Origin of the sequence: Amycolatopsis lurida, assembly GCF_900105055.1 — a bacterium.
In the GTDB taxonomy this organism is placed as follows: domain Bacteria; phylum Actinomycetota; class Actinomycetes; order Mycobacteriales; family Pseudonocardiaceae; genus Amycolatopsis; species Amycolatopsis lurida.
On sequence record NZ_FNTA01000004.1, the window covers coordinates 4,175,157 to 4,201,316 of the forward strand.

Here is a 26,160-nt window from a genome sequence, read left to right on the forward strand (position 1 = left end):
ACGCGACCGGTCGCGGTTTGTTCCCGGAAGGGGGTGCGGTGTGCTCGAGCTCGCGATCCTGGGGCTGCTGCACGAGACCCCCATGCACGGTTACGTGCTGCGCAAACGTTTGCATGAGACGCTCGGGATGTTCCGGACGTTCTCGTACGGCTCGCTGTACCCGACCCTGCGTCGGCTGCTTCGCGCCGGTTACCTCGTCGAGGAGCTCGAAGAGGTGGAAGACCGGGCGTGGGCACGCCGGGGCAAGCGGGTGTACAAGCTCACCGCCGAGGGCAAGGAACGGTTCGCCGAACTGCTCGGCGACGCCGGGCCGCAGACGTGGGACGACGAAGGCTTCGGCGTCCACCTGGCGTTCTTTTCGAGGACACCGGCCGACGTCAGGATGCGAATCCTGGAAGGCCGCCGTCGTCGAGTCGAGGAACGCCGTGAAGGACTTCGGACGGCAATGGCGCGGGCCGAGGAGAAGATCGACCGCTACACCCGTGAGCTGCACCGGCTCGGGCTGGAGTCCAGTGAGCGGGAGGTGCGCTGGCTCAACGAGCTGATCGCGCACGAACAGGCCGAGCAGCGCGGCCCGGAGACCTGAGGCGCTCTCCAGCGCGCTGCGCATTACCTACAACTGTTGGACTAATGAAGGAGAAACCGGCATGGGCGAGAACCGCCGCGTTCGGGTGGCCATCGTGGGCGTCGGCAACTGTGCGGCCTCGCTGGTCCAGGGCGTTCAGTACTACCGTGACGCAGATGCCGGCACTCGCGTGCCCGGTTTGATGCACGTCGTGTTCGGCGAGTACCACGTCCGCGACATCGAGTTCGTCGCCGCGTTCGACGTGGACGCCAAGAAGGTCAGCCGTGACCTGTCCGAGGCGATCTTCGCCTCGGAGAACAACACGATCAAGATCGCCGACGTGCCGCCGCTGGGTGTCACCGTGCAGCGCGGGCACACCTACGACGGGCTCGGCCGCTTCTACCGCGAGACCATCGAGGAGTCCGACGAGACCCCGGTCGACGTCGTCGCCGCTCTGCGCGAGGCCGAGGTCGACGTGCTCGTCTCCTACCTGCCGGTGGGCTCCGAAGAGGCCGACAAGTTCTACGCGCAGGCCTGCATCGACGCCGGGGTGGCGTTCGTCAACGCGCTGCCGGTGTTCATCGCCTCCGACCCCGAGTGGGCGGAGAAGTTCCGCGCGGCCGGTGTCCCGATCGTCGGTGACGACATCAAGTCGCAGGTCGGCGCCACCATCACGCACCGCGTGCTGGCGAAGCTGTTCGAAGACCGCGGCGTCCAGCTCGACCGGACGATGCAGCTCAACGTGGGCGGGAACATGGACTTCCTGAACATGAAGGAGCTGGAGCGGCTCGAGTCGAAGAAGATCTCGAAGACCCAGTCGGTCACTTCGCAGGTCGACCGCGAGCTCGGCAAGGGCAACGTCCACATCGGGCCGTCCGACTACGTGCAGTGGCTCGACGACCGCAAATGGGCCTACGTCCGGCTCGAAGGCCGTGCCTTCGGCGACGTGCCGCTGAACCTGGAGTACAAGCTCGAGGTGTGGGACTCGCCGAACTCGGCGGGCATCATCATCGACGCCGTGCGCGCCGCGAAGATCGCGAAGGACCGCGGCATCGGCGGCCCGATCCTGTCGGCTTCCTCGTACTTCATGAAGTCGCCGCCGGAGCAGTACGACGACGCCACCGCGCGCGACGAGGTCGAGAAGTTCATCGCCGGCGAGGCGTGACCCTCCCCTGACGTGGGCTGAAAGCTCCCTTCACCGCATGCGATGCGGTGAAGGGAGCTTTCGCTGCGTGTAATGCGGGGAAAGTCCCCTTCAGCCCTCCTCAAGGGCCGACGGCAGGTCCGTGATCTTCCCGACCACCGTCGTCTGCTCCAGCACCGCCGGATCCGGCGGGAAATGCGGATTCGGCACCGCGTACACCGTCATCCCCGCGGCCAGCGCCGCTCGCAGCCCGTTGGTCGTGTCCTCCACGGCCGCGCAGTTCTTCGGCTCCGCGCCCAGTAGCTCGGCCGCCTTCAGGTACACGTCGGGCGCCGGCTTCCCGGCGCCGACCTGCTCCGACGAAACCGCCGTCGGCACCGGCAGCCGCGTGATGTCGAGGAACGCCTTGATCAGCAGCGGCGGCGACGAGCTCGCGATCGCCACCGGCCAGTGTTTCGCGACCTCTCGCACGACCCCCGGCGCGCCGGGGATGATCGGCGGTTTCTCCGCGTACCGCCGCGCCATCCGGTCGATCACCACCTGCGCGACGTCCGCGGGCCGCAGCTGGACGCCGAGGTCGTGTGCCAGGTAGGCGGCCCATTCCGGGGTGCTCATCCCCTGCATGGCCCTGGTCGATTCCTCCCGCCAGGTGCCGTGGAACTCGTGGACGACCGCCCGGCGGACCTCGTCCCACATCTTTTCCGAATCCACCAGGACACCGTCGAGATCGAAGATCACCGCTTCCACACCCCCAACCCTAGGCGCTGTCCGGCGAACCTGTGCGGCAGATTACTTAGCCATGCTCAGTAATTTTAGTTAGCATGGCTAAGTGACCACGAAAGTCGCCGGCCTCGCCCACCGGCTCCGCCCGCTGGTGTTCCGGCTGTACTACCTCGTCCGCCGGGAGACGCCGCAGGTGCGGCTCACCCTGACGCAGGGTTCGGTGCTGTCGGAGCTGCTCAACGGTGGTCCGCGCCGGATGAGCACGCTCGCCGACCTCGAGCGGGTCCGGATGCCGACGATGACCGACGTCGTCCGCCGTCTCGAACGGCTGGGCCTGGTCAGCCGCCGCCGCGATCCCGCCGACGGCCGGGCGGTGCTCGTCGAGGTCACCGAGGTGGGGCAGCGCTTCCATCGGCACTTGATCGTCGCGCGGGAGGAGTTCCTCCGCGAACGCCTCCTCCAACTCGACGAGACCGACCGCATCGCGATCGAAGCCGCGCTCCCCGCCTTCACCCGATTGCTGCACGAAGACAAGAAGGAGGAACTGATCCGCGATGAGCGCTGAGCACCACTCGAGCCTGTTGGACGCCGTCAAGGGACAGCCCAAACAGGTATGGATCACCGCGTTCGCCGCGGTCATCGCGTTCATGGGCATCGGGCTCGTCGACCCGATCCTGCTGTCGATCGCGGAGGGCCTGAAGGCGACGCCCTCCGAAGTGACCCTGCTGTTCTCCAGCTACCTCGGCGTCCAGGCGGTCGCGATGCTGGTGACCGGCGCGATGAGTGCCCGGTTCGGGGCCAAGCGGACCGTGGTCGTCGGGCTGACGCTGGTCGTGGTCGCCACCGCGCTGTGCGCCGCGTCCGGGTCGATCGAGCAGCTCATCGGGCTGCGCGCGGTCTGGGGACTCGGCAACGCCTTCTTCATCGCGACCGCGCTTTCGGTCATCGTCGGCGCCGCGACCGGCGGCCAAGCGGGCGCGATCCTGCTGTACGAGGCCGCGCTCGGTGTCGGTCTCGCGGTCGGCCCGCTGCTGGGCGCCCTGCTCGGCAGCATCTCGTGGCGTGGCCCGTTCCTCGGCACTTCGCTGCTGATGCTGTGCGGTCTCGTACTGTGCTCGATCTTCCTGGCCGCCGACGCGAAGGAGAAGCGGCCCAAGATCCGCCTGCTCGACCCGTTCCGCGCGCTCAAGCACGGCGGGCTCCTGCGTACGTCGATCGGTTCCGCGCTCTACACCGCCGCGTTCTTCGTCGTGCTGGCCTGGTCGCCGTTCGTGCTGGAGTGGAGCGCCGTCGCCGTCGGCCTCATCTTCTGCGGCTGGGGCCTTTCGGTCGCCGTCGCGGGCGTGGTGCTGGCGCCGAAGCTCGCCGCGAAGCTCGGTGAGCGGCACGCGACCGTGGTCGCCGTCTTCGGTTACGCCGTCCTGCTGCTGGTCATGGCGATCCCGAGCAAGCCGGTGCTGGTCGTCGGCATCATCCTGTCCGGTCTGGTGTCGGGCCTGCTCAACACGCTCTTCACCGGTACGGCGATGTCGATCAGCGGCGCTCCGCGTCCGGTCGCGAGCGCCGGGTACAACTTCTGCCGCTGGCTCGGCGGCGCGGTCGCCGCGACCGTCGTCGGTCACCTGGCCGAGTGGTTCGGCGCCAAGCAGGCGCCGTTCGTGATCGCCGCGATCCTCTGCGTGCTGGCCGGCGCCCTGCTGACGATCCGCGAGAAGTCCGCCGACCCGCACACGGTTCCGGCCGAAGCCGCCCTCGTGGGCGAAGAGATGTAAATCCGAACAAAGGGTGAACACCGGACCAACGAGGGGTTTCCTCTCGTCGGTCCGGTGCCTTAGCGTCGACCTCCCGAACTGCCTGACCGGAGGTCCGCGTGAAGTTCCTTCCGTTGCTGGCCGGCCACTCACCAAGCCGAGCGTCAGTGACCTGTACCTACCGCTGTGGCGACGCGTGCTTCCACGACGCGCCGAACACATCGGACAACCCCACCTTCGCCGACGTGCTCGGCGCGGTGAGCCGCCGCGGCGCGTTGAAGGCGACCGCCGTCGTCGCGCTGGCCGCCGGCACCCCGCTCGCGCTGGCCGCGCCTGCCTCCGCCGCCCCCGAGGGCCGTCCGAAGCCGCCACCCGGCACGGATTACGAGCGAGTCCAGCCGAACACCCTCGACGCCGTCGTGGTGCCCGAGGGCTACGAGCAGGGCATTGTCATCCGCTGGGGTGACGCGGTGCTGCCCGGCGCGCCGGAGTTCGACTTCGACCATCAGACCGCCGAGGCGCAGGCGAAGCAGTTCGGCTACAACTGCGACTTCGCCGCGCTCCTGCCGCTGGACCACTGGGGGCTCTCCGCGCTCCTGGTCACGAACCACGAGTACACCTCGGAAGAGTTCATGTTCCGCGGTTACGACCGGAACAACCCGACCGAGGAACAGGTCAAGATCGCGTGGGCGGCCCACGGGCTGACCGTCGTCCAGGTGTCGCGCGGACGCGACACCGGGCACCTGCGGCCGAAGATGTCCCGCTACAACCGGCGGATCACGCTGCACACGCCGTTCAAGGTCACGGGCCCGGCTGCGGGCAGCGACCTCCTGAAGACCGCCGCCGATCCCACCGGCACGGTGGTGCTGGGCACGATGAACAACTGCGCGGGCGGCGTCACGCCGTGGGGCACGATCCTGTCCGGCGAGGAGAACATCAACCAATACTTCGGGAACGCGGACACCGTGGCCGATCCGGTGAAGCGCAAGCGCTACGGGCGCTACGGCATCAAGGGCACCGCGACCACCCGCAAGTGGGAGCGGTTCGACGCGCGCTGGGACATCGCCAGGGAGCCGAACGAGGCCCACCGCTTCGGCTGGGTGATCGAACTGGACCCGAACGACCCGGACAGCACCCCGGTCAAGCACACGCATCTCGGCCGGTTCAAGCACGAGACGGCGAACATCCGCGTCGCCAAGGACGGCCGCGTGGTCGCCTACTCCGGCGACGACGAGCGCTTCGAGTACATCTACAAATTCATCTCGAAGGGCCGGATGAAGCCGGGGAACAGCACGCACGCCCGGCGCCACAACATGACCCTGCTCGACGACGGCACGCTCTACGTCGGCCGGTTCACCGGCGACAGCCCCCCCGCGGAGATCGACGGCACCGGGAAACTGCCCAGTGACGGCGAATTCGACGGCGGCGGCGAATGGATCCCGCTGGCGTCCGGCACCAAGTCCTTTGTGGACGGAATGACCGCCGAAGAGGTCTACGTCTTCACCCGCGAGGCGGCCGACCGGGTGGGCGCCACCAAGATGGACCGTCCCGAGGACATCCAGGCCCATCCGTACACCGGCCGGATCTATTGCGCGCTGAGCAACAACGTCGAGCGCGGCAACCCCGGCAAGGAAGGCGCCACCGAGCCCAACCCGCGGCTGAACAACAAGCACGGTCAGGTGCTGGAACTCGAAGAGCGTCGCGGGGACGCGCTCGCGCTGACCTTCAGCTGGCGGTTGTTCCTGGTGTGCGGTGATCCGGCGTCGCCGGACACCTACTTCGCCGGCTTCCCCAAGGACCAGGTCTCGCCGATCTCCAGCCCGGACAACGTGGCCTTCGACCGGCACGGCAACCTGTGGATCTCCACCGACTCGGCGGGCGCCCTCGGCATCAACGACGGTCTCTACTCGGTACCGCTGGAAGGCCGCAACCGCGGGGAGCTCAAGCTGTTCCTCACCGTGCCGCGCGGCGCGGAGACCTGCGGCCCGATCGTCGAGCGGAAGATCGTCACGGTCTGTGTCCAGCATCCGGGTGAAGTGGACGGCGCGAACGCCGACAAACCGGCCTCCCATTGGCCGGATGGCGGCGAAACCCAGCCGCGTCCCTCGGTCGTGGCGGTGTGGAAACCCGGCAGGCACGGCCTGGCCGACATCGGTTCTTAGTCGACAAGCAACGATCTAGCAGTACTTTTGGTCGATGGCGCGCTACCGGGTCCGGCAGCGCGCCATCGCTCGTTCGCACGCTGTTCATCTTCTGGCCAGAGCTGGATCGTTTTGGTCGCTTAACGTCACGGCGTTCCCCCGACTGGACTACGTGTACCCACCGCGACCATGGAGGCCCTGTGTCCTTCGAGCCTCAGCGGCTGCTGCCGTTGATCACCTCCCACCCCGGTGGCCGCTCCGCGGTCACCTGCGAGTACCGCTGCGGCAACGCGTGCGCCCACCCCGAGCCGAACACGTCGGACAACGAGTACTTCGGCGACGTCGTCAAGAACGTGCTGTCCCGCCGTGGCGCGCTGAAGGCGAGCGCCGTGATGGCCGCGGCCGCCGGTGGTTTCGCCGCGCTGTCCGGCACGGCCGCCGCCGAAACCCCGGCTGGCGTTTCCGCCGCGGGCCACGGGAAACCGGGCCGCCCCGGACGTCCGGTGCCGGGCACCGACTTCGAAGCGGTGCCGCCGAACACGCTCGACGCGGTCACCATCCCCGAGGGTTACGAGCAGCGCGTCGTCATCCGCTGGGGCGACGCCGTCGAGTGGGGCGCGCCGAAGTTCGACTTCCACAAGCAGACCGCGGCCGCGCAGGCGAAGCAGTTCGGGTACAACTGCGACTTCGTCGGCCTGATCCCGCAGGATCCGCTGGGCATCCGCAACCTCATGGTGGTGAACCACGAGTACACCACCGAGGTCCACATGTTCCCGGCCGACCAGTACGACCCGAAGAACCCGACCGAGGAGCAGGTCAAGATCGCGTGGGCGGCGCACGGCCTTTCGGTCGTCCAGGCCTTCCGCGACCCGATCGGTGGCGCCCTGCGGGTGACGCCGAGCCCGTTCAACCGCCGCATCACGCTGAACACCCCGTTCGAGGTGCGCGGCCCGGCCGCCGGTTCGAAGTACCTCAAGACGTCCGCGGACCCGACCGGCCGCAAGGTGTTCGGCACGCAGAACAACTGCGCCGGCGGCGTGACCCCTTGGGGCACCGTGCTTTCCGGCGAGGAGAACGTCAACCAGTACTTCGCCAACGCGGCCAAGGTCACCGACCCCGTGGCGGCGGCACGCCTGAAGCGGTACGGCTTCTCCGGCACCGAAAGCACCCGCAAGTGGGAGCGGTTCGACAAGCGCTGGGACCTCGCGCAGGAGCCCAACGAGGCCAACCGGTTCGGCTGGGTCGTCGAGATCGACCCGAACGACCCGAACTCGACGCCGATCAAGCACACCGCGCTCGGCCGGTTCAAGCACGAGGCCGCGAACATCAAGATCACCAAGGACGGCCGCGTCGCCGTCTACTCGGGTGACGACGAGCGCTTCGAGTACATCTACAAGTTCGTCTCCAAGGGCAAGTACAAGCCGGGCAAGAGCGCGCACGCGCGTCGCCACAACTCGGCGCTGCTCGACGACGGCACGCTGTACGTCGGCCGGTTCACCGGCGACAGCCCGGCCGCCGAGATCGACGGCACCGGCAAGCTCCCGGCGGACGGCGAATTCGACGGTGTCGGCGAGTGGATCCCGCTGGCCGCCGGTGACAAGTCCTTTGTGGACGGTTTTACCGCCGAAGAGGTCTACGTCTTCACCCGCGAGGCGGCGGACAAGGTCCAGCCGACCAAGATGGACCGGCCCGAGGACATCGAGCCGAACCCGGTCAACGGCCGGATCTACGCGGCGCTGACCAACAACAGCCAGCGTGGCCCCGCCGGCAAGGCGAACGTCGACGAGGCGAACCCGCGGCCGAACAACCGCAACGGCCACGTCCTGGAGTGGGAAGAGAACGGCGGAGACGCCGCGTCGACGAAGTTCTCCTGGCGGCTCCTGCTGGTCTGCGGTGACCCGAAGACGGCGGACACCTACTTCGGCGGCTTCCCGAAGGAGCAGGTCAGCCCGATCTCCTGCCCGGACAACGTCGCGTTCGACCGGCACGGGAACCTGTGGATCTCCACCGACGGCAACGCGCTGGGCTCGCACGACGGCCTGTTCTCGGTGCCGGTCGACGGCCCGGAGCGCGGGCACGTCAAGCAGTTCCTGTCGGTCCCGGTCGGCGCGGAATGCTGCGGCCCGGTGGTGACCGACCACCTGGTGCTCGTCGCCGTGCAGCACCCGGGTGAGGACGCGGCCGGCTCCGCGAACCCGACGTCGCATTGGCCGGACGGCGGCACGTCGCAGCCGCGGCCGTCGATCGTGTCGGTGTGGAAGAAGGGCCGCTGGGGCCAGGTCGGCCGCATCGGCGTCAAGTAGTGGCCTCCGGCGCCCCGATCACTCTCGGCGAGACTTGATCTGCCTGATCGGGGCGCCGGACGACACCGTTCGGTGATTACGGATCGCCGCCGCGCTCATTAGCTTCAGCCCTGTGAAAAGGGCTCTGGTGTTGATGACGGCAGGCGCACTCGTGGCGGGCATTCTTCCCGCGTCCGCACAGGCCGCGACCGTCCCGCCCGGCTGCACCGGTGGCGCCGCGCCGAACCCGAGCGTCGAGCAGGGCAGCCCGCCCGCCGGTTACACGTTCAACCCGGCCGCCCCGGTGCCTCCCGGCACACCGAGGAGCAAGCAACCCAGGTTGTCGACGGCCGGCGGCTATCAGCCGGACGGCGGCAAATACGCCCTGATCTCCACGCCGGACAAGATGGTCAGCACCGCCTACGCGGCGATGAAGTTCGTGCCCGGCGGCGTCTACACCCTGACCGACTGGACCGGCACGAACGTCCAGCGCGCGGACGCCGTCCAGGAGACGGGGCTGCGGTTCTACAACGGGTCCGGCAAGGTCGTCCTGGAGAACAAGCTCAAGGTCGTGCACGCCGTCGAGGCCGATGGCAAACTGGCCCGGCAGGATTTCCCGCCGTCGATCGCCCCGCCGTCGGCCGGTTCGGTGAAGTTCTTCGCCGCCACCGACCGCAACTGGGTCATGTGGGACTGCGTCCACCTGCGGGTCGACTCGTTCTCCGCGAGGGCGGAGGTGCGGGATCCGGCGAGCGGCGCCTGGGGCGCCACGGCCACCCTGGAGGCGGGTACCACCGCGAACTACCGGTTCACCGTCACCAACGACGGCACCACGAAGCTGACCGCCATCAAGGTCGAAGACCCGTACTGCGACGCGAACCCCGCCCCGATCGCGACCCTCGAAGCCGGTAAGTCCGCGACCGTCACCTGCGACCACAAGAACGTCACCGAGGCGGACAACGGCCACGTCAGCACCGCGACCGTCTCCAGTGGGACTCTGCCGAAGAAGACCGCGACCACGACCACGACCATCAAGGTCACCCCGCCGCCCGCGATCGACGAGATCGGCGAGTTCGTCTGGAACGACCTCGACCGGAACGGATTGCAGGACGCCGGGGAGCCGGGCGTTCAGGGCGTGAAGGCGACTTTGAAGGACGCGTCGGGCAAGGCGCTCGGGACGCTCACCACCGACGCCGACGGCAAATACCGCTTCACCAAGCTGAAGGACGGCATCTACCAGGTCTGCTTCGACATCGCCGGGCTTCCTTTCACGTATACGGCGAAGGACGCGGGCGACGACGCGAAGGATTCGGACGCCGACCCGGCGAGCGGCTGCACCGCGACCACCACCGTCGGCCCTCGCAAGCGGAAGGACCTGACGCTCGCGGCGGGCTTGAACGCGCCGTCGAGCAGGCTGGGCGATTTCGTGTGGCTGGACAAGGACAAGGACGGCCTCCAGAGCCGCGACGAGCTCGGCGTCCCGGACGTGAAGGTGACGTTGAAGGACGCTTCGGGCAAAGAGGTCGGCTCAACCGTGACCGGCCCGGACGGGCGATACGCCTTCGAACGGTTGACTCCGGGCTCGTACCAGGTGTGCTTCGACGCCGGCTCACGTCAGCTCACCCGTTCCGGTGTCGCGCACTACAACGGCACCGACTCGGCGGCGGACCCCGCGACCGGCTGCACGCCGGTGACCTCGCCGGGAGCTCCGGAAGATCTGACCAGGGACGCCGGCCTGCTCGACCCGTGATCGCCGCCCGATCACGCGAGTCACGCCTTAGCCACAAAGTGTCGGTGGGTCCCGCTAACGTCGCCGACCGTGACTTCCCATCTCGACGCCACCCGCGAGTCCTACGACACCGTCGCCGAGGACTACGCGGCGCGGATCAGGCCGCTCTTCCACCAGGAGCCGATCAGCCGCGCGATGCTCGCCGCGTTCGCCGAGCAGGTGCGCGGCCCGGTCGTCGACGTCGGCTGCGGTCCCGGCCACGTCACCGCTCACCTGGCGTCGCTCGGCCTCGACGTCACCGGTGTCGATTTGTCGCCGAAAATGGTCGAGGTCGCCCGTCGTCAGCACCCTGACCAGCGGTTTTCGGTCGGCTCGATGACCGCCCTGGATTTCCCGGACGGCGAGCTGGGCGGTCTTGTCGCCTGGTGGTCGATCTTCCACCTGCCGCCGGAGGAGCTCCCGGCGGTGTTCGCGGAGTTCCGTCGCACGCTCGCGCCCGGTGGTCGTCTGCTGCTCGGTTTCCACGTCGGCGACGAGCGGCTGAGCCCGGAGACGGCGTATGGCCACCCGGTCACCTACGACGCCTACCTGCTGGATCCCGGCCGGGTCGCGGACCTGCTCGGGCAGGCGGGCTTCGAGGTCACCGCGCGGCTGACCATGGAAGGGAGGAAATGGCCACAGTCCTGCCTGTCGGGCCGTGCGGTTTGACTCGTGGGCCGCGGGCCTGATCTGCTGCGCACGCAACCGAGCCGGGCGGGGCCATGACGCAGACGAACACGACCACGGGCGAGAGCACGCCCGACTGGCCTTCGCGGGCCTGGTACCTGAGGCCGTCGACCTGGACTTGGGTCGGGTTCGGCCTGGTGCTGATGGTCTACGCCGATCTGGCCTGGCGCCGCCGCTGGATGAGCGACGACGGGCTGATCGTGCTGCGGACGGTCCGCCAGATCCTCGCGGGCAACGGGCCGGTGTTCAACGTCGGCGAGCGGGTCGAGACCAACACCAGTCCTTTGTGGACGGCCATCCTGAGTGTGCTCGGGCTGATCCCGGGGGTACCGCTGGAATGGGTCTCCGTGATCACCGGGCTGGTCTTCTCCGTCGCCGGGTTGTTCTTCGGCCTGGACGGCGCACGGCGGCTCTACCAGCCATTGGCGTTCCACGGACTCGCGCCCGCCGGGGCGCTGGTGGTCTGCGCGCTGCCGCCGTTCCGCGACTTCGCGACGTCCGGGCTCGAGACCGGGCTCATCACCTTGTGGCTGGGCGGTACCTGGTGGCTGCTCGTCCGCCGTACGTCCACAATGGACAATTTGCGCACCTGGCCGGTCGCGCTGGTCGCCGGGCTGGGGCCGTTGGTGCGGCCCGACCTCGCGGTCTTCAGCGCCGTCGCCTTGGTGGCGTTGATCGTCCTCGCGCGGCCAGGACGTCGCCGGGCGGTGGGCCTGATGGCCGTGGCGGCCGCGCTCCCGTTGGCGTATCAGGTGTTCCGGATGGGCTACTACGGTCTGCTGACGCCGAACACCGCACTGGTCAAGGAGGCGTCGGAAGCGAACTGGGACCGCGGATGGGCGTACCTCGCCGATCTCGTGCAGCCGTACTGGCTGTGGCTCCCGCTGCTGCTGCTCGTCGCCGCGGGCGTCACGGTTTCGTCCACTGTGGACAAGACCTTCGTGGTGCTCGCCGCGGTTCCGGTGGCCGGAGCGGTGCTGCTCGCGGGGTACGTGATCCGGGTCGGCGGGGATTTCATGCACGGGCGCATGCTGCTCCCGGCGCTGTTCTGCCTGCTCCTGCCGGTGCTGGCCCTGCCGGTGACGAGGGTGACCGTGTCCCTTCTGGTCGCCGTCGGGATCTGGGCGTTCGTGGCCGCCGCGTCGCTCCGTCCGGCGTATTCGGCTTCTCCGCGTGCCGTGGGTGTCACGGACGAGCGATCGTTCTGGTCGCGGTCGACCGGGCACGAACATCCCATCCTGGCGGAGGACTACGCCGGTCACCCGCTGATGCCGTCGGCGCTGGCGGCCGTCCGCGGTGTGGAAGGCCCGGCGGTGCTGATCCAGGACTACACGACCAGGCGCTGGTACGCGTACCCGTCGGACCGGCCGTACGTGACCGTCGCGGCGGACAGCATGGGCGCGCTCGGCCTGCTGATCCCGCTCGACATGCGGCTGCGCGACGGCTACGGCCTCGCCAACCCGTTCGCCGCGCATTCGACGTCGCTCCCCGGCGGCCGTCCTGGCCACCAGAAATGGCTGCCCCCGGTGTGGGAGCTGGCGAATTCGGCGCGGCTCCCGATCACCGAAGGCGGCCCGGTCCGCTCCGCGGACGTCGCCGCCGCCCGAGCGGCGCTCGACTGCCCGGATCTCGTCGCGATCGACGCGTCGGTGCGGGAACCCCTGACGGCCGTCCGCTTCGCGGACAACCTCACCGGGTCGTTCACGCGTGGTTCCATCCGGTTCCCGAGGGTGGCGACGCCTCCCGTCGTATGCGGCCGCTGAGCACGCGAGTTACGCCTCCGGACACGCGTTGACCGGTCCGGATCCGAACCCACTAGCGTGGCCGGCATGGCTGATCTCCCCTTGGCTCTCGTCACCGGCGCCACCCGCGGTATCGGTGCCGCGGCCGCTCGCGCGCTCGCCCCGACCCACCGGTTGCTGCTCGGCGGACGCGACGCCGGCGCGCTCGGCGAACTGGCGGGCACACTGCCCGAGGCGAAGCCGTGGCCGATCGACCTGACCGATACGGAGACGCTGGAGACGGCGACCGCCGAAATCGGCGAACTGGACGTGCTGGTGCATTCGGCGGGCGTGGCGCGGCTCGGCACGGTCGAGACCGCGACCGACGCCGACTGGCGGGCGAACTTCGAGGTCAACGTCCTCGGCGTCGTGACGCTGACCAGGCTGCTGCTGCCCGCGCTGCGCGCTTCGAAGGGCCACGTCGTCGTGATCAACTCGGGCGCCGGGCAGAACGCGCGGCCGGGCTGGGGGCCGTACGCCGCGAGCAAGTTCGCCGTCCGGGCCTTCGCCGACTCGCTGCGCGAGGAGGAGTCCGCACTCCGGGTGACGTCGATCTACCCCGGCCGCACGGACACCGAAATGCAGCAGGCGATCGTCGCCGACGAAGGTCGCGCGTACGAGCCGGAACGCTTCCTTCGCCCCGAATCCGTCGCGGCCGCCGTTCTCGCCGCGGTCTCCGCCACCGGTGACGCGCACCCGACCGACGTGACCCTCAGGCCGCGCGGCCTGGTCTGACCCGCTCGTCCCTGGAAGGTTCCCAATGTCGCATCTGAGACGCTCAGCGCCTCAAATGCGACATTGGGAACCTCGGCCTCGGCTCGCGCGGTCGTGACTTGCGCCCAATGTGGCACTGGTGCCGCTCAACGTCCCCCATGCCACATCGGGTGCGCGGACCAGTTGTCCACACCCCCGTCCCATTGTGGACAACCAGCCCCTGAGCAGCACTTTTCCGCCGGCCCCGCCCCCACCCCCGATAGACTGGCCTCGGGGCCGCCCCCTGGGACGGGTGGGGGGCTGGGTAGGTGAGTCAAGAGCGCAGGCGCGCGGAGGTTTGGGCGACTTCGCTCTGCACTTTCGCACGGTCCACCCGCAGGGGTTCGCCGTCGCCGACGACCTTTTCGCCCGCCACCCATACGTCGCGGACGCGGCGTGAGCCCGCTGCCCACACCAGGTTCGAGAGCAGTTGCTCGTCGGGCACGTCGATACCGGTCGCGAAGGCCGGGTCGTCGAGGTCGACGTGCACCATGTCCGCCCATCGGCCCGCTTCCAGCGCGCCGATGTCGGTCCGGCCCAGCGCGTCCGCGCCGCCGCGGGTGCCGAGCAGGAACGCGTCGGCCGCGGTCAGCACGGTCGAGTCACCGGTCGCGAGCCGCGCGAACATCGCCGAGAGCTGCACTTCCTCCCACAGGTCGATGTCGTCGTTCGACGCCGGGCCGTCGGTGCCGAGCCCGATGGCGACGCCCGCCTTCCGCAGCTCCGTCACCCGGGCGATGCCCGAGGCGAGTTTCGCGTTCGATCCGGGACAGTGCGCCATCCCGACGCCGCGCGCGGCGAACAGCGCGATGTCCTCGTCGGACAGGTGGATCGCGTGCGCGGCCAGCGTCCGCCCCCGCAGCATCCCGACCTTCTCCAGCAGCGCGGGCACCGAGCCGTGCGCTTCACGCTGCTTGACGTCTTCGAGCGCCGCTTCGGCGACGTGGATCTGCACGAGCGCGCCCCGCTCGGCCGCCGATTCCGCGGTCGCCCGCAGCGCCTCCTCGTTCAGCATGTACGCCGAGTGCGGCCCGTAGCCGACCTCGATCCGTTCGCCGGGCCCGAACCGGAGACCGTCGGTGTCGATCCAGCGTTCGATACTCTTCAGCATCGCGCGCCAGTCCATCCCCGGCAGTTCCATGATCGGCGGGCCCAGCACCACCCGGCCACCGGTGGTGAGCACCGCGTCGGCGAGCTGCTCGCCTTCGAAGTACATCTCCGCGCTGGTCGTGACGCCGTGCCGCAGCATCTCGATCGAGCCCAGCATCATGCCGGTGCGAATGTCGGCGGGCTCCAGCCTCGCCTCGGTGGGCCAGATGATCTCGGTCAGCCACGGCAGCAGCGGCAGGTCGCCGCCCATGCCGCGCAGCAGCGTCATCGGGCTGTGCGCGTGCGCGTTGACCAGACCGGGCAGGAGGATGCCGCTCAACCGGGTCACGGGAGCGGACGTTTCGGGGGCCCCGGACAGGGGACCGACATGGGTGACGCGGCCCGTCTCGTCCACGTCGACCACGGCGTCACGCAGCAACGAACAAGCGGGGTCGGCGGGGAGAACGACAGGAGCGTGGAAACGGCGTTGCATGAATGGAGCTTACGGGTGCCATTTGTCGCACCGACTCGCTATCTCGTCGCCAGGGCGCGGCTTACGCGTGAACGGCACCATCGCCTTGTCGGCGCGCCCTGCCGGGACACCGGGGGAACAAAAGCAGCTCAGTCCACGACGCCGCTCCGCCACGCCCAGGCCGCGATCTCCACCCGGTTCCGCGCGCCGACCTTGCCCTGCACCGACGCCAGATGGGTTTTCACCGTGGACAGCGACAGGAACAGCTCCGCCCCGATCTCGGTGTTCGTCAGCCCCTTCGCGGCCGCCTTGACCACGTCCAGCTCCCGCGCGGTCAGCGGTTCCGAAGGCGGGGTGACGTCGCGTTTCACCGCTCCGCCGTCGAAATGCTTCAGCAGCCGGACGGTGATCTGCGGCGAGACCAGCGCGTCCCCGCGCGCGGCCGCTCGCACGGCTTCGATCAGCAGCGCGGGCCCGGCGTCCTTCAGCAGGAACCCGCTCGCGCCGTTCCGCAGCGCGGTGTGCACGTATTCGTCGAGGTCGAACGTCGTGACCACCACGACCTTCAGCGGATCGGCGACGTCCGGGCCCGCGAGCTGCTTGGTGACCTCGAGCCCGTCGATGCCCGGCATGCGGATGTCCAGCAGGCAGACGTCCGGCCGCAGTTCGCGCGCCTTCGCGACCGCCGAAACACCGTCCGGCACGTCGGCGACCACTTCGATGTCGTCCTGCGCGTCCAGGATCATCCGGAAGCCGATCCGCACCATGTCCTGGTCGTCGGCGATCAATACCCGGATCACTCTTCTCCTTCAAGGGGTAGCCACGCTTCGACGCGCCATCCGCCGCCCGGCGCCCGTCCGGCGGTGAGCCGGCCGTGCAGCAGGGCGACCCGTTCGCGCATGCCGATCAGACCGTAGCCGCCCGACCCGCCGGCCGGACGGCCCTGTGGTTCGCGTCCGTCGTCGGTCACCTGGAGGTGCAGTTCGTTGTCGGTCACCTCGGCGATGACCAGCGCCTCCTTCGCGCCGGACGCGTGCTTGCCGATATTCGTCAGCGACTCCTGCACCAGCCGCAACGCCGACCGCCCGACCTCGTGCGGCACGTTCGGCGGCAGTTCGAGCTTCATCGACGTCTTCACGCCGTGGTTCGACCGTTCGATCAGCGTCCGCAGGTCGGCGGCGAGATCGGTGGTGGCCTGTTCGCTGAACTCGCTGCTCCCGGCCGGGGCGTCACCGCGCATACTCCGCACGAGCCGCCGCATCGCCGCGAGCGCCTCCACCCCCGCGTCCTCGATCCGGCCCATCGCCTCGACCGCGACCTGCGGATTCTTCTCGCCCATCATCTTCGCCGCCTGCGCCTGCACGACGATCCCGGTCACGTGGTGGGCGACCACGTCGTGCAGTTCCCGCGCGAGCGCCATCCGCTCCGACGTCTGCGCGTCGCTGATCGCCGACTGGATGACCTGCGTGCGTTCCGAATCCCGGGACCGCAACGCCAGGCCGACCGCCACCGAAATGCCGAGCAGCAGCAGCCCGACGACGGCGAGGCCCGCGATGTCGTCCGGGTCGGTCATCAGCCTGGGGGAAGGCCGGGTGGCGTTGAGGACGGCGGCCACGGCGACCACCGCCGACAGCGCGGTGACGCGGGACACGGCCTTGCTGAGCCCGACCGCGCGGACCAGCGTGACGACCAGGCCCATCCCCGCCACGATCTGAGTGCCCGGCACGCCGCCTGGGGTCGGGTAGTCGTAGCGAAGCCGGAGGAACGGCGTCACCAGCGCCGACAGCAACATGACCGCGGTGAGCGCGACCATCGCGTCGGCGGGCCGCCGTGGTGCGGCGACCGCGATGATCGCCGCGACGATCGAGCAGACCAGGATCGGGAAGCCGTGCGCCCCGCTCTCGTAGGTGAAGCCGAACTCCAGGATCAGCGCGATGGCCAGCATGCCGATGAGCGGCCATTGGCCCATCACCAGCTTGTTGAGCTTCTGCAGCTTCTCGTAGTTCTTCGGATGCGCCGTCCGGTCGCGCCCGGGGATCGCGAAGAGCAGCGTGCCGCCCAGCAGGAGCCCGCCGAACAGCATCGCCTGCGCCATGGTGCCGTTCGACTCGCTGCCGGGGTAGTACCGGCCGGACACCGCGGTCAGCGTGGCCAGCACCAGGCCGGCGATCACGGCGAACGCGACACCCGGCCGTGTCCGGCGCGCGGCGTAGAACAGGATCTCGACCCCCGCCACCACCTCGGTGATGGACAGGTGGGCGAGCACGCTCGAGTAGGCCGGGATGTCGAAATACCGGACGACCAGCGTGTACGCCACCAGTACCACCGAGGCCGCGACGGCGGCGACGGCGGCCCGCTTCTGCGCCCAGAGCGCGCAGAACACCATCGCGAAGATGCCGGGGAAGAGCAGGAGATCGATCCCGCGCGCGCCGGTGTCGTCGAAGGCGGCGTCGGTCACGAAGACCAGGTCGAACGCGAGCGCGGCCAGCAGGACGACGGCGGGCATGCCGATACGTCGCGCGAGCGCACTTACCCGCGCGGGGAACTTGTTCTGGGCCGGACCTGCTGTCACACCGTGACGGTAGAGGATCGGCAGGCGTCCGCACCTTGGCCGACCGGCCCGAGCCGGGTCGGCCGATCGGCCGATGCGCGGGTGATCAGCACTGGCCGTCTGCCCGAAGTGGACACGGGCGGTTCACCGCGAAGCTCTTTCCCGAAGCAGAACACAAGTGACTGACTAGGGAGAATCACGGTGGTAGATCCACAGTGGACAGGGCAGCCGGTGCTTTCGGGCCGCGGGCTGGTGAAGCGGTACGGCACGCAGCACGCGCTGGCCGGGATCGACATCGACATCCAGGCGGGTGACGCGGTCGCCATCGTCGGGCCGTCCGGCTCGGGCAAGACCTCCCTGCTGCACGTGCTCGCCGGCATCCTCCGCGCCGACTCCGGGCAGATCTTCCTGGCCGGGCAGCGGGTCGACCAGCTCAACGAGCGCAAGCGCAGCGAACTGCGGCGCACCGAGTTCGGCTTCGTGTTCCAGTCCGGGATGCTCGTCGCGGAACTGAGCGCCGAGGAGAACGTCGCGCTCCCGTCGCTCCTGGGTGGCAAGGGCCGTAAGGAATCCATCGAGGCCGGCCGCGAATGGCTGGCGAAGCTCGGCCTCGCGGGCAAGGAGAAGCGCCGCCCCGGTGAGCTTTCCGGCGGCGAGGCGCAGCGCGTCGCGATCGCCCGGGCGCTGACGCACCGGCCGAAGGTGATCTTCGCCGACGAGCCGACCGGTGCGCTCGACACCCGCACCGGCCGCGCCACCATGGACGCGCTGCTCGCCGCGGCCGCCGACAGCGGTGCCGCGGTGATCGTGGTGACCCACGACCGCGAGCTCGCCGAAGCCATGCCGCGCACGGTCTCCATCCGGGACGGCCTGATCGCGACGAGGCTGGCCGCCTGATGAACAGCTTCCAGCTGGCCATGCGGGTGCTCCGGGTCGACCGCCGGACCCGCACGTCGGCCATCCTCACCGCGGTCGGGGTCGCCGTCGCGACCAGTCTGGTGCTCCTGCTGGCCTCCCTCCCGGGCGCCACGCAGGCCCGCTCCCAGCGGGCGATCTGGCAGGACACCGGCAGCTACTACTCCCGGTCCGGGGAGAGCCAGGCGCCGGGGCCGCTGCTGATGGCGGCGAACAAGGACTACTCGGGCGACCGCGAGATCACCCGCGTCGACATCGCCCAGACCGGTACTTCGCCGATGCTCAGCCTGCCGCCGGGCATCCCTCGGCTGCCCGCGCCCGGCGAGTCGATCGTCTCCCCCGCTCTCGGGAAACTGATCCAGTCGACGCCGCAGGCGCAGCTCGGGGACCGGTTCGGCAAACTCGTCGACGCGCTCGGACCCGAAGCGCTGATGTATCCGGAGCAGCTGGTCGCCGTCGTCGGCCACACCCCGGAGTCGATGCCGAAGACGGCGATGGCCGCGGACGGCTTCCCGAACAAGGAAGCGAAGCCCGATCCGCTGCTCGAACTGCTCGCCTGGGTCGGGGTGATCGTCCTGCTCGTGCCGAGCCTGGTGCTCGTCGCGTCTTCGGCCAGGCTCACCGCCGCCCGGCGTGAGCTGCGGATGGCGGCGCTCCGGCTGGCCGGGGCGACTCCCGGCCAGGTGACGAAGATCGTCGCCGCCGAGACGGCGTTGTCCGCCGTGGTCGGCGCGCTGCTCGGCATCCTCGTGGCACCGGCGCTCCAAGGCCTCTCGACGTTCGTCCCGTGGGGCGGCGGAACCTGGCTCGCGTCGGACTTCAGCCTGTCGGTCGGCTCGACCGTCGCGGTCGCCGTGGCGATCCCGCTGCTGGTCGTCTTCGCCGGGGTCCTCGGCATCCGCCGAGTGCTGAAGACACCGCTGTTCGCGGCTTCGGCACACGCCCGCAAGCCGCTGCACTGGTGGCGGCTGCTCGCGATCCCCGTGGCCGGTGCCTTCTTCCTCTTCGCGATCAGCCAGGACAACGCCAGCTTGCCGATGGTGATGCTCGGCCTGTTCCTGCTGGTCGGGTCGGCGGCGATCATCGGACCGTGGGTCACCTCGGCGGTCGGCGGCACGTTCGTCCGGATCTGGCGCAAACCGGCATCGCTGCTGGCCGGATGCAGGCTCCGCGACGACCCGAAGAGCGCCTACCGCGCCACCGCGGGTGTCGTGCTGGCCGTCTTCACCGGCTCGATGGCGCTCACCCTGCTGCCTTCGTTCGAATCGATGGCGGGCGGCGGCCGGACCTTCAAGGACAACGTCCTCTACGCCGAATCCGACGCGGCCCACGCGCAGCAGACGGCCGACCAGGCCAACGCCTCCCTCGCCCGCTACGGGATCACCGAGAAGGCCGTCTCGGTCGGGCAGGTCTACCTGGCCACCGGCGAGACGGGGACCCGCTCCCAGCGCTTGAACCGGGCGTTCGTGATGAGCTGCGAGGACGCCACGAAACTCCTGCGGGTGAACATCGCCGGTTCCTGCCAGGCGGGTCCCGCGATCTACAGCGGGTCCGCGATCGACCCGGCGGCGTATCGCGTGACGTCGGAGTACGACAAGGCCGGTACGCCGCTGGACCCGAAGGCTCCCGTGCACGTTTTCCCGAAGAGCGACGAGGACACCTCCAGCACGATCGTCATCGACCCGGCCCTGGTGCCCGCGGGCATCACTCCGGAGCGCTTCGACGTGATCGTGCCGACCACCCCGGAGAACGGCGAGGTCGTGCGGACCGCGCTGGTCGGGGCGGCCCCCGGTCAGGAGGTCGGCAGCCGCGGCCTGCACCTGATCGGTCAGCAGCAGGAGCTCGGCGACCTGCGCCGGGTCACCGTGATCGGCCTGATCGCCGCCGGCGTGCTCGCCGGATGCAGCGCGGCCGTGGCGACCGCGGGCTCGGTGATGGACCGCCGCCGCACCTTCGGGGCGCTCATCGCGGCCGGGACACCGGTCCGGGTGCTGTCGAAGGCGCTGCGGATGGAAGCGGCCCTGCCCGCGATGGTGGCCACCATCGGCGCGGGTGTGGTCGGGATCGGAGTCGGCATGGGGCTCTACAGCCTGGTCGAGAAGGAGGCGGTCGTGCTGAGCCCGTGGCTGCTGGCGCCCGTGGTGCTGGGAATCGGGGTGGCGTTGCTCGGGGCATCCGTCTCGACCCCGGCGCTCAAGCGGGTGCAGTCGGAGCCGCTGGCCGACGAGTAAAAAGATTCGCCCGAATGGCGTCATGGCGCCTGGGCGGGCAGGTCTCGTGGGTGGAGTCGGTGGTGATCCACCCACGGGCCGGGTGCCCGGTCGTCTCTCTGTCGGGGGAGGGACGAACGGGCATCGGGGACGCGCAGGGGGCGTTCCAAGGCGCGGGGTGTGCAGAAAGGGCCGGTCAGCGACGTGGGGACGTCCTGACCGGCCCTTTCCGTGTCGTCGTCAGACCCGCTCGAAGATCAGGTCGTGCGAGATCCGGCCTTCGACGTCGGCACGGTTCTCGAACTTCGTGATCGGCCGCCACTCCGGCCGCGGCGCCCAGCCGCCGGGCTCGCCGGCGTGGCGGTTGCGCAGGAGCGGCTCGGCCGAACAGACCTCCATCATCTGCTCGGCGTAGTTCTCCCAGTCGGTCGCCATGTGGAAGGTGCCGCCCGGCGCGAGCCGCGAGGCCACCAGCGAGACGAACTCCGGCTGCACGATCCGCCGCTTGTGGTGCCGCTTCTTCGGCCACGGGTCGGGGAAGAACAGCCGGACCCCGGCCAGCGAGCCCGGCTCCACGTGCGAGGTCAGCAGCACGACGGCGTCACCGTGCATCAGCCGCAGGTTCTTCACCCCGAGCTTCTCGGCGCGCAACATCAGCTGGCCGAGCCCCGGGTCGTAGACCTCGACCGCGACGTAGTTGAGCTCCGGCGCGGCGGCGGCGAGCTGGGACGTGGTCTCGCCCATGCCCGAACCGATCTCGACGAGCACGGCCGCCTGCCTGCCGAACCAGTCGTCGAAGTCCACCGGTCCTTCGGGCAGTTCGCCGACGGTGCGGCCGAGCGACGGCCAGAGCTCGTTCCAGGCTCGCTGCTGCCCGACGGTCATCCGGCCGCCGCGTTTGACATAGCTGACCACGCTGCGCATCCGTGGCTGGTCCTCGTTTTCCACCAGCCCATTAAACGCGGGGGTTACCGGACCGCTTCGAACTCCCCCAGCCGCGAGCGCAGCCCGGCGAATCCGGCGACCGCGATCGGCGACGGCGTCGTACTGGAATGGGCGGGGAGGACGTCGATCCAGCCGTCGTGGCGGCTGGTGTTCAGCACCGTGGTCGGGATCGAATGCCCGGACGCTCCGCGTTCGGAGGGCATGAACTCCCAGTAACCGGATTCTCCGTCCGCGGCCCACGGGACGAATTCCCAGCCGGGACGCCTGCCGAGCAGACCGGCGATCCGATCTTCGATGCGGAAACCGAGTTCCCGCGATTCGAGCCTGCCGTCCACGACGGCGCGAAGCCACCACGGCGCGGGGATTTCGCCGTGCATTCCACTGGACGCGCGGTACAGCGCGACAACGAGATCTTCGGGTGCGCGGTGTACCCAGGCGCGGCGAATATCGGATGGCCGGGTCGCGGACGCGACCGTGCGGGGCAGTTCGATCGCCTGTGACCATTCGAGGTCGAGCATGGGCTCGAGCCGCGGCTGCATACTTTCCGTGCGGGCTTGCGGGATCATGCGTTCTACTCCCTGACCGGAATCCACCGTCAAGGATCACCTCCGGGGCCGAGAGCCGAAAAATAGGCTCATCCCGAGCATCGCCCGGGCTGGAACAGTATGTCCGCTCCGTGTGAGAGAAGCCACAGGCTCTTAACGTGGACTTAACTCCTTTGGCCGCGGTAAAAGCTCACGCATCCCTTCGATGGGTGATCATCAGCCCAGCCGCATAGATAATCACGCAGATACCGCCGAAATAAGCCAAATAACCCCACGGCCCCAGCGGTGGTTCGAGTTTCAACATCGACACCGTGAGATCCGGCCCGGAAAACTGATTCGCCGCGAAGAACGGCATCCACTGGTAGATGTCGCCGCCCACTTTCGGAATCAGCACGACGAGTCCCTCGAGCACCTGCGTCCAGGCCAGGGCGAACCCGAGCGCGAACGCGGGGCTGCGGAACAGCAGGCCGAGGCCGACGCCGAGCAGACCGGTCAGGAAGAAGGTCAGGCCCTGACCCGCCACCGCACGCCAGTCGGCGCCCGAAGCCAGGCCCAGGTCGGCGGCCGGTTTGATCAGGTACGCGACCGCCCACGAGCCGAAGCCCACCAGCAGCCCGATCAGCCCGGAGAACACCCCGACGACGGCGCCCTTCGCCAGCAGGGCGGGCACGCGCGAAGGCACCGCCTGGAAGGTCAGCTTCATCGTGCCCCAGTTGAACTCCGTCGCCGCCGCGAGGATGGCGAGGACCAGCACCACGGTGCGGCCGAGCGCGCTGGCGACCTGAGTCGAGGTGACGCCTGACTGGCCTTCGAGCGGCACGAAGCCGAAGAAGAGCGCGGTGTAGGCCAGGGCGACCACCACCGCGATGGCCGCGCACCACCAGGGAGTGCGCGTGCTCAGCAGCTTGATCCGCTCCGCGCGGAGCATGTTCGCCGCGGTCATCGGGCCACCTCCGGTACGCCGGCGCCGTACTCGACGGACTCGGCGGTGAGTTGCATGTACGCCTGTTCGAGCGAGCCGGTGAGCGGCTTCAGCTCGTGGAGGGTCGCGCCGGCGGCGAACGCGAGTTCGCCGATGGTGTCACTGTCCATTTCGGACACGACGAGCGCGCCGTCCTCCTCGCGGAACTCGGCGCCCTTGTCGGTGAGCGCGGTACGCAGTTCGGGCAGATGCGGGCTGCGAACCCGCACGCCGAGGCCCTTCGCTCGGCCGACGAACTCCTCCATCGTGCCCTGGTAGATCAGCTTTCCCCGGCCGATCACGACGAGGTCCTGCGCGGTCTGTGCCATCTCCGGCAGCAGGTGGCTGGACACGAACACGGTGCGCCCCTCGGCGGCGAGCGCGTGCATCAGCTTCCTGATCCACACGATGCCCTCGGGGTCGAGCCCGTTGACCGGCTCGTCGAACAGCAGCACCCGAGGGTCGCCCAGCAGTGCCGTGGCGATCCCGAGCCGCTGCGACATCCCGAGCGAGAACTGTCCGGCTCGTTTGCGGGCGACCGAGTCGAGCCCCACCAGCCGGAGTACCTCGTCGACGCGTTTGTCCGGGAGGCCGTTCGTCGCGGCGATCCACCGGAGGTGCTCGCGCGCGGTGCGGCCGGGATGCCGCCAGGTGGCGTCGATCATGCCGCCGACCGTCCGAAGTGGATCACGCAGCTCGCGGTAGGCCATGCCGTCGATCGTCACCGAGCCCGACGTGGGGTTGTCGAGCCCGAGCATCATCCGCATGGTGGTGGACTTCCCCGCCCCGTTGGGGCCGAGGAAACCGGTCACCCGTCCTGCTTCGGCGGTGAAGGAAAGGTCATCGACGGCGAGCTTGTCGCCGTAGCGTTTCGTGAGTCCGGTGGCTTCGATCATCAGCCCTCCCTCCAGTGGATTCCGACATTACGCGGGAAAGGACCGGGCTGCCCCCCGATAGGCGGCCCGGTCCTTGTTCCCCTTTTTCTCCCCGTCCGGATGCCTCACTCCCCCGAGCGAGGCATCCGGCTTCTCCCCTGTGGAAGTCCTTACGCGTCGCGCTTGTTCGCGACGACCAGCGAGATGACCAGCAGCACCAGCGCGAAGCCGGCGAAGTAGGCCAGCGATCCGGCCTGGCTCAACGGTGCTTCCGCCCTGGCGGGGCCCGAACCGGTGAGGAACCTGTCGGCGACACGGAACGGCATCCACTCGTAGATGTCCTTGCCGATCTTCGGGATGAGCTGGATCAGGTTCTCCACCGCGAGGGCGTAGATCAGCACGAGCGAAATGGCCCCCGCGCTGTGCCGGATCAAGATGCCGACGGCGATCGCGATCACCGAGGCGAGTGCGAACACCACGCCGACCCCGGCGACACTGGTCCACTCCGCGGCGGTGTTCAGCGCGAGGTCTTCCGGCCGCATGACCGAGGCGAGGCCCCAGGCGCCGAACGCGGCGACCTCGCCGACCACGAGCGACAGGGCCGCGACCACGCCGGTCTTGGCCAGCAGCGCCGCGGTGCGGTTCGGTACGGCCTGGAAGGTGGTCCGGATGGTGCTGAAGCGGTATTCGGTGGTCACCGAAAGCGCGGCCAGCACCATGATCACGGCCATGCCGAAGCCGTAACCGAACTGGGTCAGGCTGACGTCGGTGAGTTCCCCCTCGGGTGCGGCACCGGAGACGATGGCGGCGAAACCGATCACGACCGCGAGTGCGGCCAGTGCGCACCACCAGGGTGAGCGGGTGGTGAACAGCTTGATGCGTTCCACGGCGAGCAGAGTCATGGCTTTTCTTTCCTCGGAAGAGTGGCTGGCTGTGCCGGCTACTGGGCGGCGGTGACCACTTCGGCGGCTTCGGCTTCGAGACCGGTGTGGTACTCGACCGAGTCGCCGGTGATCTGCATGAAGGCCTGCTCCAGGGAGCCGGTCTGCGGGCTGAGCTCGTGCAGCACGATCTGGTTGGCCGCGGCGATCTCGCCGATCTTGTCACTGTCCAAACCGGACACCACGATCGCTCGGTCGGCGTCGGCGACCTGGGCGCTCGCCTGCGTCAGCGCGGCGCGCAGCGCGGGCAATTGCGGCGACCGGACCTTGACCGTGTTCTCGGCGGCCCGCGCCACGAAGTCCTCGGTGGAGGACTGGGAGATCAGGCGCCCCTTGCCGATCACGACCAGGTGGCTCGCGGTCAGCGCCATCTCCGAGAGGAGGTGCGAGGAAACGAACACCGTGCGGCCTTCGTCGGCCAGCCGGTGCATGAACTTGCGGATCCAGAGGATGCCCTCGGGGTCGAGGCCGTTGACGGGCTCGTCGAAGAGGAGGACCTCCGGGTCGCCGAGCAGGGCCGCCGCGATCCCCAGCCGCTGCGACATGCCGAGGGAGAACCCGCCGGCGCGCTTTCCGGCGACGCTGGTGAGCCCGACGATGTCGAGCACCTCGTCGACCCTGGCCGCCGGGATCTTGTTGGACCGCGCCATCCACTGCAGATGCGCCCGCGCCGACCGGTTGGGGTGCACCCATTTGGCGTCCAGCAGTGCGCCGACCGTCCGCAGTGGATCTTTCAGCTCGCGGTAGAGCTTGCCGCCGATGCGCACCTGGCCCGCGGTCGGGTTGTCCAGGCCGAGGATCATCCGCATGGTCGTCGACTTGCCCGCCCCGTTCGGGCCGAGGAAGCCGGTGACCTCCCCCGACGCGACGGAGAAGGACAGGTCGTTCACCGCCAGTGTCTTGCCGTACCGCTTGGTGAGGCCCGCTGCCTCGATCATGTCTGCTCCCCTCGGCGACTGCGAGAACAATCGTCGTCCATGTGGGTGGCCGAGCGCGTCATCCTGAGGTGCCAACCTGGTACCCGACCTGAGACGTAGCTTGCCGTCTTCCGGCGGCGTACG

At 69.3% G+C, this 26,160-nt stretch carries 22 protein-coding genes; 12 read left to right on the forward strand and 10 right to left on the reverse strand.

The window, feature by feature from the left end:
* Positions 1-40: 40 nt before the first annotated feature.
* Entirely contained in the window at positions 41-586 is a 546-nt protein-coding gene (locus tag BLW75_RS24895) for a PadR family transcriptional regulator (RefSeq protein ID WP_005168208.1), read from the forward strand.
* Between the two features lie 61 nt (positions 587-647).
* Positions 648-1,730: an inositol-3-phosphate synthase gene (locus BLW75_RS24900; RefSeq protein WP_034314293.1), complete on the forward strand. Its 1,083-nt coding sequence runs from the start codon at positions 648-650 to the stop codon at positions 1,728-1,730.
* A 90-nt stretch (positions 1,731-1,820) separates the two neighbouring features.
* Here BLW75_RS24900 and BLW75_RS24905 read toward each other — a convergent pair whose 3' ends face one another.
* Positions 1,821-2,456, reverse strand: a complete 636-nt coding sequence (locus BLW75_RS24905; protein WP_034314289.1) for an HAD family hydrolase — start codon at positions 2,454-2,456, stop codon at positions 1,821-1,823.
* 82 nt (positions 2,457-2,538) lie between these two features.
* Between BLW75_RS24905 and BLW75_RS24910 the strand changes: the two genes are divergently transcribed.
* From BLW75_RS24910 to BLW75_RS24945, 8 genes are all read left to right on the forward strand, one after another.
* Positions 2,539-2,997 (forward strand): MarR family winged helix-turn-helix transcriptional regulator, encoded by a 459-nt coding sequence (locus BLW75_RS24910; RefSeq protein ID WP_034314286.1) that lies wholly within the window; start codon positions 2,539-2,541, stop codon positions 2,995-2,997.
* On the forward strand, positions 2,987-4,204 hold the full coding sequence (locus BLW75_RS24915; protein ID WP_034314283.1) for an MFS transporter: 1,218 nt from the start codon (positions 2,987-2,989) through the stop codon (positions 4,202-4,204). The genes BLW75_RS24910 and BLW75_RS24915 overlap by 11 nt, the downstream gene beginning before the upstream one ends.
* A 98-nt stretch (positions 4,205-4,302) precedes the next feature.
* Positions 4,303-6,345: a PhoX family protein gene (locus tag BLW75_RS24920; protein WP_091598299.1), complete on the forward strand. Its 2,043-nt coding sequence runs from the start codon at positions 4,303-4,305 to the stop codon at positions 6,343-6,345.
* Positions 6,346-6,524: 179 nt separating this feature from the next.
* Positions 6,525-8,627: a PhoX family protein gene (locus BLW75_RS24925; protein WP_034314278.1), complete on the forward strand. Its 2,103-nt coding sequence runs from the start codon at positions 6,525-6,527 to the stop codon at positions 8,625-8,627.
* Positions 8,628-8,754: 127 nt separating this feature from the next.
* The gene (locus tag BLW75_RS24930) at positions 8,755-10,356 is read left to right on the forward strand and encodes a DUF7850 domain-containing protein (RefSeq protein WP_091598302.1); all 1,602 of its coding nucleotides are present in this window, start codon (positions 8,755-8,757) and stop codon (positions 10,354-10,356) included.
* Positions 10,357-10,425: 69 nt separating this feature from the next.
* Entirely contained in the window at positions 10,426-11,043 is a 618-nt protein-coding gene (locus BLW75_RS24935) for a class I SAM-dependent DNA methyltransferase (RefSeq protein ID WP_034314276.1), read from the forward strand.
* 53 nt (positions 11,044-11,096) lie between these two features.
* Entirely contained in the window at positions 11,097-12,824 is a 1,728-nt protein-coding gene (locus tag BLW75_RS24940; protein ID WP_034314273.1) for an arabinofuranosyltransferase AftB family protein, read from the forward strand.
* A 66-nt stretch (positions 12,825-12,890) separates the two neighbouring features.
* Complete coding sequence (locus tag BLW75_RS24945) at positions 12,891-13,577, forward strand: SDR family oxidoreductase (protein WP_034314433.1); 687 nt, start codon at positions 12,891-12,893, stop codon at positions 13,575-13,577.
* Between the two features lie 292 nt (positions 13,578-13,869).
* Here BLW75_RS24945 and BLW75_RS24950 read toward each other — a convergent pair whose 3' ends face one another.
* The 3 genes from BLW75_RS24950 to BLW75_RS24960 all read right to left on the reverse strand — a co-directional run bounded on the left by BLW75_RS24950 (position 13,870) and on the right by BLW75_RS24960 (position 17,728).
* Complete coding sequence (locus BLW75_RS24950; RefSeq protein ID WP_034314270.1) at positions 13,870-15,177, reverse strand: amidohydrolase family protein; 1,308 nt, start codon at positions 15,175-15,177, stop codon at positions 13,870-13,872.
* 128 nt (positions 15,178-15,305) lie between these two features.
* Positions 15,306-15,956, reverse strand: coding sequence for a response regulator (locus tag BLW75_RS24955; RefSeq protein WP_034314268.1), 651 nt, complete (start codon positions 15,954-15,956; stop codon positions 15,306-15,308).
* On the reverse strand, positions 15,953-17,728 hold the full coding sequence (locus tag BLW75_RS24960) for a sensor histidine kinase (RefSeq protein WP_034314265.1): 1,776 nt from the start codon (positions 17,726-17,728) through the stop codon (positions 15,953-15,955). Before BLW75_RS24960 ends, BLW75_RS24955 begins: the two co-directional genes overlap by 4 nt.
* Positions 17,729-17,908: 180 nt before the next feature.
* Here BLW75_RS24960 and BLW75_RS24965 point away from each other — a divergent pair, with 180 nt between their 5' ends.
* Positions 17,909-18,604, forward strand: coding sequence for an ABC transporter ATP-binding protein (locus BLW75_RS24965; protein WP_016338261.1), 696 nt, complete (start codon positions 17,909-17,911; stop codon positions 18,602-18,604).
* Positions 18,604-20,853 carry an FtsX-like permease family protein gene (locus BLW75_RS24970; protein ID WP_034314263.1) on the forward strand — a complete coding sequence of 750 codons (2,250 nt, stop codon included), beginning with the start codon at positions 18,604-18,606 and terminating at the stop codon, positions 20,851-20,853. Before BLW75_RS24965 ends, BLW75_RS24970 begins: the two co-directional genes overlap by 1 nt.
* Before the next feature lie 219 nt (positions 20,854-21,072).
* Here BLW75_RS24970 and trmB read toward each other — a convergent pair whose 3' ends face one another.
* The 6 genes from trmB to BLW75_RS25000 all read right to left on the reverse strand — a co-directional run bounded on the left by trmB (position 21,073) and on the right by BLW75_RS25000 (position 26,037).
* Positions 21,073-21,756, reverse strand: coding sequence for a tRNA (guanosine(46)-N7)-methyltransferase TrmB (gene trmB / locus BLW75_RS24975; RefSeq protein ID WP_034314431.1), 684 nt, complete (start codon positions 21,754-21,756; stop codon positions 21,073-21,075).
* A 44-nt stretch (positions 21,757-21,800) separates the two neighbouring features.
* On the reverse strand, positions 21,801-22,343 hold the full coding sequence (locus tag BLW75_RS24980) for a hypothetical protein (RefSeq protein ID WP_034314260.1): 543 nt from the start codon (positions 22,341-22,343) through the stop codon (positions 21,801-21,803).
* 169 nt (positions 22,344-22,512) lie between these two features.
* A complete protein-coding gene (locus BLW75_RS24985) occupies positions 22,513-23,265 on the reverse strand; it encodes an ABC transporter permease (RefSeq protein WP_034314258.1) in 753 nt (250 codons plus the stop codon).
* Positions 23,262-24,179 (reverse strand): ABC transporter ATP-binding protein, encoded by a 918-nt coding sequence (locus tag BLW75_RS24990; protein ID WP_034314255.1) that lies wholly within the window; start codon positions 24,177-24,179, stop codon positions 23,262-23,264. Before BLW75_RS24990 ends, BLW75_RS24985 begins: the two co-directional genes overlap by 4 nt.
* Before the next feature lie 149 nt (positions 24,180-24,328).
* Entirely contained in the window at positions 24,329-25,060 is a 732-nt protein-coding gene (locus tag BLW75_RS24995; RefSeq protein WP_034314254.1) for an ABC transporter permease, read from the reverse strand.
* 38 nt (positions 25,061-25,098) lie between these two features.
* The gene (locus tag BLW75_RS25000) at positions 25,099-26,037 is read right to left on the reverse strand and encodes an ABC transporter ATP-binding protein (RefSeq protein WP_034314252.1); all 939 of its coding nucleotides are present in this window, start codon (positions 26,035-26,037) and stop codon (positions 25,099-25,101) included.
* Between the last annotated feature and the right edge of the window lie 123 nt (positions 26,038-26,160).

Excerpts from the sequence above, each read along its gene's own strand:
- BLW75_RS24900 (WP_034314293.1), top strand. The coding sequence starts at position 648 with ATGGGCGAGAACCGCCGCGTTCGGGTGGCCATCGTGGGCGTCGGCAAC.
- BLW75_RS24915 (WP_034314283.1), top strand. The coding sequence starts at position 2,987 with ATGAGCGCTGAGCACCACTCGAGCCTGTTGGACGCCGTCAAGGGACAG.
- BLW75_RS24940 (WP_034314273.1), top strand. The coding sequence starts at position 11,097 with ATGACGCAGACGAACACGACCACGGGCGAGAGCACGCCCGACTGGCCT.
- BLW75_RS24945 (WP_034314433.1), top strand. The coding sequence starts at position 12,891 with ATGGCTGATCTCCCCTTGGCTCTCGTCACCGGCGCCACCCGCGGTATC.
- BLW75_RS24950 (WP_034314270.1), bottom strand. The coding sequence starts at position 15,177 with ATGCAACGCCGTTTCCACGCTCCTGTCGTTCTCCCCGCCGACCCCGCT.
- BLW75_RS24970 (WP_034314263.1), top strand. The coding sequence starts at position 18,604 with ATGAACAGCTTCCAGCTGGCCATGCGGGTGCTCCGGGTCGACCGCCGG.
- trmB (WP_034314431.1), bottom strand. The coding sequence starts at position 21,756 with ATGCGCAGCGTGGTCAGCTATGTCAAACGCGGCGGCCGGATGACCGTC.
- BLW75_RS24980 (WP_034314260.1), bottom strand. The coding sequence starts at position 22,343 with ATGATCCCGCAAGCCCGCACGGAAAGTATGCAGCCGCGGCTCGAGCCC.
- BLW75_RS24985 (WP_034314258.1), bottom strand. The coding sequence starts at position 23,265 with ATGACCGCGGCGAACATGCTCCGCGCGGAGCGGATCAAGCTGCTGAGC.
- BLW75_RS24990 (WP_034314255.1), bottom strand. The coding sequence starts at position 24,179 with ATGATCGAAGCCACCGGACTCACGAAACGCTACGGCGACAAGCTCGCC.
- BLW75_RS24995 (WP_034314254.1), bottom strand. The coding sequence starts at position 25,060 with ATGACTCTGCTCGCCGTGGAACGCATCAAGCTGTTCACCACCCGCTCA.
- BLW75_RS25000 (WP_034314252.1), bottom strand. The coding sequence starts at position 26,037 with ATGATCGAGGCAGCGGGCCTCACCAAGCGGTACGGCAAGACACTGGCG.